At 72.8% G+C, this 14840-nt stretch carries 7 protein-coding genes; all 7 read right to left on the reverse strand.

What is annotated here, in order from left to right; genetic code table 11:
• Positions 1–5: 5 nt before the first annotated feature.
• A complete protein-coding gene (locus tag ACXKZB_RS11110; protein WP_488823164.1) occupies positions 6–701 on the reverse strand; it encodes a hypothetical protein in 696 nt (231 codons plus the stop codon).
• A 70-nt stretch (positions 702–771) separates the two neighbouring features.
• On the reverse strand, positions 772–2643 hold the full coding sequence (locus ACXKZB_RS11115) for a zinc-ribbon domain-containing protein (protein ID WP_488823165.1): 1872 nt from the start codon (positions 2641–2643) through the stop codon (positions 772–774).
• On the reverse strand, positions 2640–5084 hold the full coding sequence (locus tag ACXKZB_RS11120; RefSeq protein WP_488823166.1) for a transglutaminaseTgpA domain-containing protein: 2445 nt from the start codon (positions 5082–5084) through the stop codon (positions 2640–2642). The genes ACXKZB_RS11115 and ACXKZB_RS11120 overlap by 4 nt, the downstream gene beginning before the upstream one ends.
• Positions 5085–5095: 11 nt before the next feature.
• Entirely contained in the window at positions 5096–6508 is a 1413-nt protein-coding gene (locus tag ACXKZB_RS11125; RefSeq protein WP_123312405.1) for a DUF58 domain-containing protein, read from the reverse strand.
• A complete protein-coding gene (locus ACXKZB_RS11130; protein WP_123294288.1) occupies positions 6505–7476 on the reverse strand; it encodes an AAA family ATPase in 972 nt (323 codons plus the stop codon). Before ACXKZB_RS11130 ends, ACXKZB_RS11125 begins: the two co-directional genes overlap by 4 nt.
• 69 nt (positions 7477–7545) lie before the next feature.
• Complete coding sequence (locus ACXKZB_RS11135; protein WP_488823167.1) at positions 7546–13425, reverse strand: Ig-like domain-containing protein; 5880 nt, start codon at positions 13423–13425, stop codon at positions 7546–7548.
• Positions 13422–14834 (reverse strand): serine/threonine-protein kinase, encoded by a 1413-nt coding sequence (locus ACXKZB_RS11140; RefSeq protein WP_488823168.1) that lies wholly within the window; start codon positions 14832–14834, stop codon positions 13422–13424. Before ACXKZB_RS11140 ends, ACXKZB_RS11135 begins: the two co-directional genes overlap by 4 nt.
• Positions 14835–14840: the final 6 nt, after the last annotated feature.

Below are 14840 nucleotides of genomic sequence, written 5' to 3' on the forward strand. Positions count from 1 at the left end.
GGCCGTCACCCGACGAGCTCCGGCAGTGGCGGGAGCACCGAGAGCACCGGGAGCACCGGGAGCACCGGTGTGAGCGTGACTCCGCGTCGGTCGGGTGGGCGACGGACGGTGCAGCCGTAGCGGGTGACCTCGACCGCGGCGTCCCAGAGCCGTGGCATCGTGCCGAGGCCCGGCACGAGCACGACCGTGCCGCTCGGACGTCCGGACCGGTCGAGCCGCGCGAGCACCGCCGTGCCGTCGGGTACCGCCGCGCCGGCGGGCAGCGCCGCGGTCTCGCCAGCGGGGGTTTCGAGTCGGCCGGCCGTGCGGAGGTCGTCGCACGGGTCGGCGGTGGCACGGAGCTGTTTGGCGATCGCCTGGAACACCGCGGCGGCCAGCGCGCCCGCACCGACGACCACGACGTGACCGGTCGTGTCGGTCTCCCACGGGACACCGTCCGGGCCGTGGCCGAGCAGGAGCCGTCCGGGTGCGCTCGGACAGAGGGGCTCGACCGTCGCTGCGGAGTCGTCGCCGGACAGCGACCCCGGTTCGTGGTGTCCGTCCGCACTGTACCGGTCCAGCAGGACGTCCAGCACCGCGCAGCACCCGGCGGCTGCGAACACCACCGGACGGGAGGCGCCGTCGAGCGGCGCGAACACCCCGGCGAGCACGAGCACGATGGCGGTCCCGACCAGGACGCACCGAGCAGCGAACGGGGTCATGCCTCCATCGCACCAGAAGCGCGACGGTGCCGGGGCGGCCTCGACCGATCTGTGGAGAAGGTCGGGACCGCTACTGCACGAGGAAGAACTGCTCGCCGATGTCCACGCGTGCACCGCGCTCCACGCGGTAGCGGCGCCCCGGCTCGCACCGGCGGATCGAGCCGTCGATGTGCCGGACGACGGTGCCGTTGCCGGAGAACCGATCGGACACCCACAGGTCGTCGCCGTCACGCCCGAGTTCGAGGTGGGTCTTGGAGACCGACTTGCCCGGGTCGTGGACGGTCAGCAGGTCGTCGTAGCGCTCCCCCGGCTGGGGACGCGGCAGCCGGCCGAGCAGTCCGGTGCCGTGCACGCCGAAGCGCTCGCCCGTGCTGAAGTGCAGCAGGAACGGCGCACGCGTCGGGGTCTTCGAGACGATGCGGGTCTCGTCGACGTCCTCGTCGAGTTCGTCGTCGTCAGCACGGGCCTCGGGACGCTCCGACGGCGGGAGCGGGACCTCGGGCGACATCGCCCCGGGGACCGGTGGCAGCGGCGCGGCGAGCGGGGTCTGCGCCGTCGGAGCCCAGGACCGTTCGGCGCCCTGCGACTCGCCGGACTCTGCCGCACCACCGGGCTCGGACGGCTCGGTGACCGGTGCCGCGTGTGCGCCGCGGGGACGCCCACCCGGCCGGGATGCCTCGCTGTCCGGCAGGGCCGACTCGTCGTCGGCAGCGCCGTCGTCGGAGGCGCCGTCGTCGGAGGCGCCGTCGTCGGTCGCGGCCTCGTCGAGCGTCATCTCGTCGGCAGCGGTCTCGCCGGCAGCGGTCTCGTCGACCGGGATCTCGTCGTCCGGCACGGCGGCCGACGACGATCCGCCCGCTCCGGCCGACTCCTCGCCGGAGTGCTCGGTCGCCCAGTCCGGACGCGCCATGGGCAGCGGCACGACCGGCCCGGTGAAGGCGGCGGTCACGGCAGGCCGGACGGCACCGCACTCGCCGCAGAAGATGTCGTCCGGCTCGAGGCGGTTGCCGCAGACGTGGCAGATGGTCGTGGCGTGCATGCCCGGCGTCACGAGGGGTGCGGGCCGCGGCGGTCGGCGGTCGATCAGCGGCTCGACCACGGCGGTGTCCCCCGGCTGTGGCGGGGACACGACGGGCACAGCGGCGGACTGTTCGCCGGCGCCGTCCGGTCCGGGCGCATCCGCGTCGGACCCCGCGGGGGCAGACGCGTCCTGCGTGGCCTCAGCCGAGGAGGTGTCGGTGTCGCGACCAGACGTGGTCGGGATCGGCGGCACGACGGGTACGTCGGGTTCCGACGGCGCCCCCGGTTCCGCTGCAGCGTCCGACTCGACTGCGGCGCCTCGGCCGACCCACCACGAGGGGCCGCTCGGAGCGACGGTCGGGGCGGGAGCGACGGGCGGCGCCCACACCGGGGCCGGGGCCTCGTCGGCGGGCGCCGGGGATGCGGGGCGCTCGTCGACGGGGGCCAAGCGCGTGCGCTCGGGGTCGTCGGCCAGGGCGTCGGCGGGCTCGGACCGGTAGGCGTCCGGGTCGAGCGGCTGTTCGTCCTGAGCAGGTGCGGCGCCGGGCTGCGCGGCCGCGTTCGACCAGTCGCCGAGGCCCGAACCCGAACCGTGCACGTGCGACGGGGCCTCGCGCGGAGCGAGGTCGTCAGGGCGCTGGACCGGCACGGCAGCAGGGGGCTCGGTGTCGCGGCGGTCGGCACCGGTCAGCCAGGCGCGGGTGGCGGGGTCGAGGGTCGACTCGGGCAACCACGCGTCGGCGGCCGGATCGGAGCGACGTCCGTGGGCGTCGGGCTGCTGCAGGGGCGGTGGCGGGGCCTGCTCGACGGGGGTCGGAGCGACCGGCCGGCGGCTCGCCCCGGCGGTCACCGCGCGTCCGCACTCACCGCAGAAGATCGCCCCGTCCGGGAGCATCGATCCACAGTGTTCGCATCTGATCACGGTCTGCCTCTGTCCTCACTCGGCCGTCCACGACGCTCGTCAGGCCTCCGGCCATCGTAGTCACCGCGTCTCGCCGAGCCCTGACCGGTCGTCCCGCGCGGTCGATCGGGTCCGCGCAGGGACCGGAGCGACACGGCAGTGCGGAACCGCTCACGCCGCGTCCGACCGGCACGCAGGGTCCCGACGGCATCGTCCGTCGCCGACCACATCCGGTCGGCAGCGACCTGGTCGACGTCGCTCGGTCCGAACACCGCCCGGTCCGCGAGCGCGGCCAGTCCGGTCCCGCCCTCACCCGGGGCGCCGGCGACGGTCTCGCGCCGGGTGGCCGATCCGGCGACGTCGTGCCCGCGGTCGAGGAGCGCGTCGCGGTACTCGTCCCACGCGCCGACGATGCGGCCGCGTGGCGTCGGTGCGCGACGACGCCGACGACGACGGATCCGCTTCAGCAGGACGATTACGCCGAACGGCAGGAGGACGAGCGCGATCAACCCGAGCGCACCGAGCACCCAGGGCAGTGCCGCGAGCAGGATCTGCAGCCACAGCGGCTGCACGGGCGGCGTGTTCCGGTCGCTCTGCGGCGGCGCCTGCTGGTCCTGGTCCTGCTGGTCGACCGGGGGTGGCGGCACGACGGTCTCGGGGCGGGTCACCGGCTGCGGCGTCTGCTGCTGCTCGTTCGGGATCTCGCGGACGCTCGGGTTCGGGTTGAGCATCACCCATCCCCACTGCGCGGTGTCGACCTCGATACGGGCGGTGACGTCCGAGCCGAGGAACGTGGTGGTGCCCCCACTCGCCGACGCCCCGGCGGACCCGGAGTCGCCGCCGGCGGTGAAGCCCATGACGACCCGGGCCGGGAACCCGAGCTCGTCGGCCATCAGCGCTGCGGCGGCCGCGTACTGCTCCTGGTCGCCGATCATCAGCGGCGACGTCAAGAGCTCCTGGATGCGGTCGGCACCGTGCCCGGAACGGCTCATCCGGTCGTCACCGACGCCGTGGCTGACGTAGCCGTTGCGCTTGAGGGCCTGGATCACCGCGACCAGCTTCGCGCCCGACGACGCGTCGGCGTCGGTCGTGGCCTCGACCGTCTCGCGGACGGCGTCCGGCACGTCGCGCACCGTCGGGACCGCTGTGCTCCCGGGGCGGGCCGCCGCGAGCTGCTCGTCGGTCGGCTGGTCCGGCACCACGGCGGTGAGGTCGTACGAAGTGCCGTCACGGACACCGCCGACCACGGCGCCGGTCTGCGTCGAGCCGTTGTAGAAGAAGGACCCGCGCTCGTCACCGGCGTCGGCTCCGGTGAACTCGACGCGCTCCAGGTCGCCCACCGTCGGCAGCCAGACCCCGCTGTAGCCGTCGACGGTCACCCCGACGCGCACCCTCGTGCCGTCCACGCCGCGGACGTCGACCGACGTCGGCACGCGCTCGAACGTGCCCGACGCCGAGGAGCCGTCCGACCCGCCGACGCGGTAGACCACGCCGTCGTAGGTGTCGAGCGTCGCGATGCGCACGAACCCGTTCTCCGGCAGTCCGGTGACCCGGAGCTGTGCCGTGTCCGCGGCGCTCCGCTCCTCGTACGCCCGGAACCCGCTCAGCGGGCTGACGTAGTCGCGCGGGTCGAAGGGCTTGACGACGTCGGTCCGGGCGACGGTGCGCTCGTTCCCGGGCGGCGCGACCAAACCGAGCCCGGTGGCGACGACGGCCGCCGCCACGATCGTGCCCGTGCCGACGAGCGCAGGGCGCACGACGGACCGTGCGATCGGCACCGCCGACCCGATCGTGGTCGCGACGGCGACCGCGCGACGCGCGTGCCGCACCGTCAGCGCCCAGACGAGCGCGACGGCGACGAGCACGACGGCCGTCACGATCGACGTGTCCAGCCGACTCGGCCCGACGACCACCCCGACCGCGAACAGCACCAGTGCCGGGATGCTCGCGAGTTCCTGCCTGGAGGCCCGGGTCGCCACGCTCACGGCCGTCACCGTGGAGACGAGGAGCGTCACGAAGTACGGCACGAGGAGCGCCTCGTACGACCCGACCGGCAGGCTGATGGTCACCAGCTGCTTCCACCCGAGCGCGACGCCGGCGAACAGCGCGAGCAAGCCCGGCCCCGTGGGCAGGACCCCGTTGGCCTGCCCGGGCACGGCCGCGGGCACACCGGCGAGCGTGAACGCGGCCACCGTCGCGATCGCCACGACGACGAATGGCAGACGCAGGACCGCGCCGACGAGGGCGACGAGCGTGCCGAAGACGATCGCGGTCACCGCCGCGACGATCATCGAGTCGTCGCGGTAGACCGGCCACCAGGACACGCTCGCGACCGCGAGCAGGAGCCACACGACGAGGGTCCCGCCGGCGAGACGGAACGGCGCGAGCCGTCGGGCATCGCGGCGATGGGAACGGCGGGTCGACCGGCGAGCACGCTCTGCCGGCGGCGTCGGAGTGGTCACCGGAGCGGCGCTCACGCGGCGGCCGATCGGTGGAGGGCGTGCCGGAGGTCGTCCAGGTACCCGATGGTCATCACGGTCAGCCCTGCGACGCGCAGGAACCGCGGCTGCGCTTCGGGCTCGCAGATCACCGCGACGACCTCGACCCCGACCGGGAAGCGCGTCGCCGCGAGCCGGAGTGCCGGCAACCCGATCGTCGAACCGACGACCAGGAACGCCACCGAGATGCCCTCGGTGTCGCTGCCGACGATCCGCGAGACCTCGGCGATGGGCAGGCAGGCATCGGCGAGTCCGACCGAGGCGAAGTCGTCGAGGAGGCGTGTGGGGGTGACGGTCGGCAGGGTCCGCACCGCGTAGACCGCGCGCTTCGCGAACTCCGGGGTGCGTTCGGACACGACGACCGAGACCTCCCGGCCGTCACGGATCGCACGAGCGCCGAGCGAGGCCGCCGCGCTCACCGCGAGCTCGAACTCCTCGTCGTCCCCGAACTCCGACCGGGCGATGCCGAGCGCCACGACCAGGTGCGAGCGGCGCGTGTCCTCGAACTGGCGTACCATCAGGGCGCCCGACTTCGCCGTCGACTTCCAGTGGATGGTCCGGGGGTCGTCACCGGGCATGTACTCGCGGATGGCGTGGAAGGCGATGTCGGCCGGCGACAGGTCGGTGGTCGCCTGCCCCTCGAGGTCGCGCACCAGCCCCGTGCTCGTCGACGGGATCGCGATCGTGCGCGGGTGCACGATGACCTGTTCGCGCGCGGTCCACACGACCTCGCGACGGACGAGACCGACCGGGTCGGCACGGACACCGGTGACCGGCCCCACGTCGAGCACGCCGCGGCGCACGGTCGGCACCGGCACCAGCTGCTCGAACGTGCCGTGCGCGCCGATCGCCGGGATCGCGACGTCGACCAGACCCGGACCGACCGGCACCTCGACCGTCGTCGGCACCGAGGGCAGGCGCGTCGGGTTCTCCGCCGTCACCACCACACCGGCCTCGTCGCCGACCGCCACCCGGTGCTGCGGCAGGCGCATCCGGATCACCAGACGAGTCCGGCCGATGAGCGCGATCGCCGCCACGACGACCAGCACCGCCCCCGCGAACCCGACGACGACGATCTCGCGCAGGCCGAACCGGTAGCCGGCGACGAACGCGACGAGCGTGAGCGCGGCGACCGTCCAACCGAGCCCGGTGACGACGGACGAGACCTCGCCCCAGGAACGCTTGACGAGCCTCCAGGCCGTCGCCCAGATCCGGACGATCCCGACGACCGCATCCGCGGCGACGCCTTCGCGGTCACCGACGATCCGCGAGCGGACGTTGGTCAGGCCGGCGACCGTCCCCGTGCGCTCGTACGCCGTCGTCCCGCGACGCGACCGCGTCGAGGACGGACGGCGCGAGCGCGTGGAGACGGGCCGGCGGTCCGTCACGTCGTGACTCGGTCGGCCGGCGGCGGCGTCTCCACCAGCAGCTGCGCGATGACGCTCGGCGCGCTGACACCGTCGAACTCCGCTTCGGCGTCGAGCACCAGGCGGTGCGCCAGCACCGGTACGGCGAGGGCCTTGACGTCGTCCGGGGTGACGTAGTGGCGGCCGCTCAGCGCAGCGAGCACACGTGCCGACCGGATGAGGCCCATGGCGCCACGGACGCTGACGCCGAGGCGGACCTCGCTGGCCGAACGCGTCGCGTCGACCAGCCGTGCGACGTAGTCGGCGATGACGGCGTCGACGTGCACCGTGCGCGCCAGCGCGGCCATCTCGGTGATCGTCGCCGCGGGCACGACGCTCGCGAGCGGCACCGACGCCGAGGGCGCCGACGAGGTCTCGAGGATCTTCACCGTGGCGGCGTGGTCCGGGTAGCCGATCGAGGTCTTCATGAGGAAGCGGTCGAGCTGCGCCTCAGGCAGGCGGTACGTGCCGGCCTGCTCGATCGGGTTCTGCGTCGCGATGACCATGAACGGGGCCGCCAGGCGGTGGTTCACGCCGTCGACGGTGATCGCCGACTCCTCCATCGCCTCGAGCAGGGCCGACTGCGTCTTCGGGCTCGCACGGTTGATCTCGTCGGCGAGGACGATGTTGGCGAAGACCGGGCCGCGGTGGAAGTCGAACTCCTGGGTGCGCTGGTCGTAGACGCTGATGCCGGTGATGTCGCCGGGCAGCAGGTCGGGGGTGAACTGGATGCGGTTCGTGGTCCCCTGCACGCTCTGCGCCATCGCACGCGCCAGGCTCGTCTTGCCCGTGCCGGGGACGTCCTCGAGCAGCAGGTGCCCCTCGCTGAGCATCGCCGTCACCGCGAGGCGGATCACGAACGTCTTCCCGAGGAGCACCTGCTCGACGTTGGTCACGATGCGGCCTGCGACGTCGGCGAACCAGGTGGCCTGCTCCGGGGTCATGCTCATGCGTGGTCGTTCCTCGTTCTCGGGGATGGCGGTGTGTGCAGCGTACGGTCAGCGAGCCGCGGAACCGGGTCAGCCGGGCGCGGGTTCCGGATCGGGCTCACCCGGAACGGGCTGCGACGGCTCCGGGTCGGGTGCCGGCGCCGCTGCGATCGGGAACGCATCGGTCGTGGCGTCGGACCTCTCCGAGCTCGAACCGTCGGTCGCGGTGACGGTCGCACGGACCTTGACGGAGCTCGCGCCGAGCGGCGGGGTCGGCGCGGTCTCCCCGGCGTCCCAGCTGTCGGTCCCGCGGAAGACGTTGCCGCTCTCGTCGAAGTACCAGTAGGCCGTGTAACGAACCGAGATTCCGGACCCGGTCGGCCCCGTCACCGCGATCGGCTGCCCCTGCTGTGCAGCGGTCACCGAGAGGTTCGAGTCGAGGGCCGTGGCGTTACCCGTCCACGACTGGCCGTCGGTCGTGCAGAACGTGCTGCCCGGTCCGCCGCAGGCACGCAGCAGCATCTGTGCGGACACGTTGCGCGCCCCGGACCCCGGGACACCCGTCCACGTCTGGCCAGGCTGCAGCGTGATCGGCTGCCCGCCGGTCTCGAGCTGGTAGTGGTGCGCGCTCCGCGAGGGAGCCGTGACGCTGACGTTCCAGAGGTTCGTCCCGACCTGCACGACGTCGACGGACGGTCGTGCGGTCCCCGTCGGACGTTCGTACGTCATCGCGTCCGTGTACTCGACGTTGCAGAAGTAGCCGTTCGACACCGTCACGGCGTACCGCGTCGAGCCGCCGCCGACACCGTCGTCGCGCGTCGGGCTCGACGAACCGATCGACCCGGACGGGTTCGCAGAGCAGTCGACGCTGCCCGAACGGAACACGCCGTACCGCAGGCCGGAGCCACCCGCGGCGTCGGGAGCGCCCCAGGTCACCGTCACGGTCGACCTGCCCGACGAGTCCGCCTGGTCACCGGCGACGGCGCGGACGTCCGTCGGCTTGCCGGGCGTGCCGACGGCCGTCCCCGTGGCCGACCCCGAGTTCCACTGCACGACGGTGCCGTTGCGGTCGGCGTCGTTCCGGGCCGAGATCGTCACCTTGTACTGCGCGGCGCTCTGGGCTCCGGTGAACGAGGTGCTCGTCGCCGTGCCGGTGTGCCGGGTGCCGGACAGACCCGGCCCCTCGATGGTCACGATGTAGTCGTCGACCGCGCTCCCCCGGTTCGGAGCAGCCACGGCGTTCCACTTGACGTCGAGCTGGTTCGGCGTCGACTTGCTCGGCGTGACGGTGATGCCCTTCGGCGGTGCCGGCACGAAGTCCGCGCTGATCGGGGCGGAGCGGCCCGACGGCTTCGAGTCGCCGATGGCGTTGGTGGCGATGACCTGGAACCGGTAGGACGCCTTCGGGTCGAGCCCGGTCAGGGTGCAGACCGTCGCGGTACCGCAGTTCTTCGACACGCCGTTGGTGCCGGTGACGCGGTACCCGGTGATCGGCGAGTTGTTGCCCTGCGGGGTGGACCAGGTCAGCGTGGCCTGCCCGCCGTCGTAGGTCCCGGTTCGGGTCGGTGTCCCAGGAGCGTCGGGTACGTCCTGCACCGAGATCGTCACGTCGCCCCACACGTAGCGGTCCGGGTCGTTCGTCGCGTCAGCGACCTGGTACTGCAGGTGGGCGTCGACGGGCTTGGCACCGTCGGACACGCGGACCTGCAGTCGGGTGCGGTCGGCGCTCGGCGTGACGGAGACGCCGCTCGGCAGCCCGCCGGACAGACCGCGGATGTTCACGACGCGCAGCCGCTGCCCGGGGAACGGGTTCGTCGGCTGGTCGTTGGTCAGGACGTCGATGGTGGTCGTCGCGCCGCGCTTGGTGATCGAGCGGTCGGCGCCGGGTTGCACGAGCGGCCGTGTCGAGGCCACCACCCCGACGGTGACGGTGCCGGCGCGACCGGCGTTCGCGTCGTCCTGCACGCCGATGCCGATCGACGCCGTGGTGTTCTTCTTCGCGGTGTCGGCGACCGTGATGGTCAGCTGCTGCTTGGAGATCGTCGCGGTGGTGCCGGCCGTGGGACGACCGACGACGGAGTAGCGCAGCTCCGGCAGGTCCTTCGGGTACGGGTAGTCGGTGAGCTTCGTCAGGTCGACGGTGCGGGTCTCGCCCGGCTGCATCTCGACCGCCGAGCCGGTGAACGCCGGCGGCTGGTTCGACCGTGGCGTCACGGTGACCGGCAGCACGAGGGTCGCCACGCGGCCCTTCCCGCCGTTGGCGGCGGACCCGTCCGTGACCTCGAACGAGATGGACGCGTTGCCGTAGTAGAGCTTCGACGACGTGAACTGCAGCGTCGACGAGTCCACGACCAGGCTCTGGCCGTTCGCGTGCGTCGCCTTCACCGTGCCGCGGTCCGTGATCGTCGCCGTCTCGCCGTTCGCGGTGACGACGTAGTCCTCGAGCGGGATCCGGACGGTGGCTTCGCTCTTCACGGTGACGGCGCCGGCCGAGCGGTTGATCTGCGGCAGGGCGTCGTCGAACCCGGGCACGTTGATGAAGCCGTAGGACACGATGTCGGGGTGGTCGACCCGTGCGACCGAGAACGGGATCACCTGGGACTCGTCGGTGAGCCGGACCGTGATCCGTCCGTCGTCCGTGAGCCGTGCGGTGTCGCCGTAGCCGTCGACGACCCCGACCTGCAGATCGGCGGCGGTGCCCTCGGCGAAGAAGACGTTGTCGAGCACGTCGACGGTCACGCTCTCACGCCGCAGGATGTCCTGCAGGTCCAGGGTGGTGTCGTCCACCTCGGGACGGAGGGGCTGCGCGTCCGGGTCGACGGTGACGGTGAGGAACGCGGTGCTCGACCCCCCGCTGGCGTTCGCGACCGTGTAAAGCACGGCGTAGTCGCCCGACCTCGCGGCCTTCGGGGGAGTCACCCGGATCTGCTGCTTCCGCAGGATCTTCGCCGACACGTCGTCGGCGGTGGGCTCGGCCGCCGACACGGTGAGCTGGCCGCCCTCGGGGTCGGAGTCGTTCTGCAGCACCCGCACGGTCACTGAGCCGCCGGGTCGGATCGTCACGTGGTCGGCCTCGGCGACGGGGTTCGACGCCTGCTCGGCCCGTGGCGCGATGCCCACGCGAACGGTGCCGGTGGCGCGTGCGCCGAGGGCGTCGACCACCGTGTAGGTGAACTCGTCGGTGCCGGCCGAGTAGTCGCCCGCCTCGTAGGTCAGCGCGTCGGAGGCCACGTCGGTGACCGAGCCCTTGTCGGGGTTGGATCCGACGCCGACGAGCTGCACGGAGTCGCCGTCCGGGTCGATCCCGTTCAGCGGCACCGTGATCCGCACCGACGAGCCGGCCACGACCCGGGCGGTGACCGTCTGCGGCACCGGCGGGTTGTTCGTCGCTGCGTCCCGCTCGCGCACCGAGATCGAGACGGCCGCGTCGGCGTACTGGCCGTCCGGACCCGCGACGCGGTAGACGGCCGTGTAGTTGCCGGGGGTCTTCGGCGCGAGGTAGCGCAGGTGGTCGCCCGAGGCGAACAGCAGACCGCCGTCGCCGGGCACGTTCTGCACGAGTTCGGGCTCGAGGGTCAGGGGTTCGCCCTCGGGCTGGGTGTCGTTGTCCAGCACGTCGATGTTCGCGACGTCACCGACCCGGACGGTGGCGCTGTCGGGCTGGGCCACGGGCGGCTGGATCCGGTCGGGCTTGGGGATCTCGACGACGGTGATCGTGCCGGTGGACGACGCCAGGCCGTTCGTCTCGGTGTAGCCGAACGACACCGGCCCGTCGAGCGGTGCGGTCAGCGTGACGCGCACGGTGTGCTGGTCGAGGATGCTCGCCTGCACGCCGCTCCCCCGGACGGGCCCGTCGAGGGCGGTGACGAGCAGCACGCCGCCCGCGGGGTCGATGTCGGTCGCGGTGACGTCGGTGTCCTTGGTCGACAGCGTGTTGACGAAGACCGTCTTCGGGGTCGTGATGGGGGCGGTCGAGGCGTCCGGGGGCGCGAGCACCGTGACGCGGACGATGCCGCTCGACGTCTTCACGCCGTCGGTCACGGTGTACTCGAGCTGGTGGTCGCCGGCACTCGCGCCCTGCACCCGGAAGGTGCCCGCGTCGTAGCTCGGGGTGACCGTCAGGCCCGACGACGACGACACGCTCGTCAGGGTCACGGTGCCGTTGCCGCCGCGGACGTGGTCGAGCGGTTCCACGGTGAAGGCCTTGCCGGCGTACCCCTGCACCGGGAACGGGTCGGCACGCAGCGGCACGCTGCCCTGCTTCGCGACGTGGACGGTCACCGAGCCGCGGCCGTCGGCACGTCCGTCGCTCACGACGAGCTGCACGGCGCGGTCGCCGGTCCGTCCGCTGTCCGCCCGGAAGTCCAGCAGGCCGTCCGGTGTGGTGGACACCCGGTCGCCGTCGGAGGCGGTCGCGGACTTCAGGTACACCGGGTCGCCGTCGGGGTCGACCCAGTCGCCGAGCACGCTGCTGACGACGTGTCCGTTCTGCACCACGTCCGCCGAGGTGTCGCGCACCTGCCGCGGGGCTTCGTTCTGCGACTCCGGCCGGACGCTCACCCGGACGGTCGCGGTGTCCGATCCGCCGTTGCCGTCGGTGATCGTGTACGGGAAGGTCACCGTGCCGCTCGCCCGCGACGACAGCGTGACCTGCAGCCGTTGGCCGTCCCCGACGATCGCCACGCGGCCCGCGGACTCCGGGAAGGACCCGACCTCGCTCACGATGATCGGGTCGCCGTTCGGGTCGTAGTCGTTCAGCAGGACCGGGAGGCTCGTGGTGCGTCCCGGACGAGCGCCCAGGTCGTCGTCGACCGCCACCGGCGGCTTCTGGTCCTTGTCGACCTCGGGGTCGTCGTCGGAGACCTGCTCCTGCTGCTGCTCGTCGTCCTGCTTGATGAGGTCGGCCCAGTTGTCGATGAGCTGGCCGCTGCGGTCGATCGCCCAGGACCGGCCGCTCGCGGGGTCGTTCGCGACGATCGTCTGCCCGTTGTGCAGGATCTGCAGCGTGCTGGTCCCGCCGGTGCTCGCGAGCCGCTGGAGCGCGTTGCCGTCGCAGGTGTCGATCGCCTGACCACCGGCCCACGCCGCGTAGGTGCAGCTCCCGTCGACGTACGGTCGCGCCGCGCGGCCGGACACCTGGAGGGCCGTGGCGTCGACGGAACCCGAGGCGCTCACGCGCACGAGCCCGGCGGTCCCGGCGACGGTGACGTCGGACGAGGTGTCGGACGATCGCTGGAGCGCGGGCGACGCCCCCACCCGGTCGCCGAGCTCGACCGTGCGGCCGTCGATCGACAGGGCACCGCTGGTGCGGTCGAGCACGGCCAGGTGCCCGTCGAAGGTCGCCACCTGGAAGTCGTGGGTGCGGTCCATGTCGACCTTCCACCGCTGGTCGACGGACAGCGTCGACCCGACGTCGACGAGCGACGCCGTGCCGGTCTTCGCCGAGTACACGGCGACGTGTCCGTCCGAGGCGTCGAACACGGTGTCCGCCCCGAGCGTCAGGTCGGCCTTGGTCGAGGCGTCGAACTCGGTCAGGTCCGCCGCGGGCGTCGCCCAGAGCTCGCCGGTGTCCTGGTTGCCGATCACCGCCGTGTCGCCCGCGAAGAAGACCTGGGGTGTCCCGGCGGGCAGCGTCACGGCATCGCCGACGGTGGCGTCGGCGACGTCGACCTTCGCGACGGTCCCCTTGGTCTGGTCGACGCTGTAGACCATGGACCCGCGCTGCAGCACGGACAGGTCGTCGCTCGCGGTCTCGACGGCGGTGTTCAGCTGGAGGACCCCGGTGTTGGCCCGGCCGACCGCTCCGTACTCCGCAGAGGGCACCCAGACGGTGCCGTCCCCGAGGTCGACGCGCTGCGTGTGGTACCCGGTCGAGACGATCGCCGTGGTCGCGACGACCGCGGCGACCAGGACGGAGACCCCGGTGGTGACGGCGGCGGAACGGTGCTTCGCGACGAGCGCGCGGATCACCCGGCGCTCCCGACGGTCGCGCACTTCTGCGCGCTCGCGGCGCCGGTCTTGCCGTCACGGTTCACCGCGACCGCGATGCACTCCTCGTCACCGCGTTGGCCGGAGACGACGAACGTGGTGCCGGTCTGCTGGCTGGACGACCCGTTCGACGAGATGACGTACGTGTCGCCGCTCCGCAGCCCGGGGTCCGCCCACGAGAAGGACACCGACTCCGGCGAGGTCTGCGCGCGGACGTCGGCGACCACGGGGATGGCCCCGGCGCCGAGCCGCCCGACGACGACCACGGTGGCGATGGCCAGGGCCGCGACCACGACGACGGTCAGGGACGTCGCCCAGACGAGCGTCGAACGGGTGCGGCGACGCGCACGCGTGACCGACCCGGTGCGGTGGACCGTCCCGACGCTCTGCGAGCCGCCGGCGACCACCCCGCCCTGGACCGCACGACGCGTTCGGCGCCGGGCACCGACCCGTGACGGCGGCTGGAGCTCGCGGATCATGGTCCGGTCGCCCTCCGGCGCCGGGGTCGCGATGGCCCAGGCCTCGACCGCGACGTCGGCGGCGGTCTGCGGGATCCCGAGCTCGGCCTCGACCTGCTGGAACCCGCGCACGAGTTCGAGCACGGTCGTCGGCCGCGACGGCACCTTGCGGGACAGTGCCGTGGCGAGCAGTCGTTCGAGCGACGGCGGCACGTCGGTGCGACCGGTCGGCTTGACACCGCCCTTGTCGATCCGGGCCATCAGGTCGCTCGCACCGTTCTTGCCGCCGCGGACCTCGAAGGGGCTGCGGCCGGCGAGCAGCGAGTACACGGTGGCGGCGAGGGAGTAGACCTCGGACTGGATCGTGCCGCGGGACTCGTCGATCAGCACCTCGGGCGCCGACCACGGGATCGACATGCCGACGGGCTCGTCCGGGTCGGTCCCGCCGATGGTGGCCGCGATCCCGAAGTCGGACAGGACGGGGTTGCCGTACGCCGTGAGCAGGATGTTCGACGGTTTGATGTCGCGGTGGAGCACGCCTTCGCGGTGCGCGGTCTCGAGGGCGGACCCGATCCGGACACCGATCGAGAGCACCTCGGACACCGGGATCGGCTCACGCCGGTAGCGCTCGCTGAGCGACGAGGAGCAGAGTTCCATCACCAGGTACGGACGACCGTCCGCCGCGACGCTCGCCTGGAACACGGTCAGGATCGACGGGTGGGTGCTGAGCCGGGCCATCAGGTTGGCCTCGGCCTGGAACATCTGCCGGACGCGGTCGTCGACGACCTCGTCGAGCAGGACCTTCACCGCGACCTGACGGCGAGGCATGTCCTGCTCGTACAGGAAGACGTCGGCGAAGCCACCGGAGCCGAGGACGTGCACGGGGCTGAACCCGCCGATCACCGGCGGGTTGGACGGCAGGCGTCGAGCCAACGTCGT

Source organism: Curtobacterium sp. ABR8 (assembly GCF_057812125.1).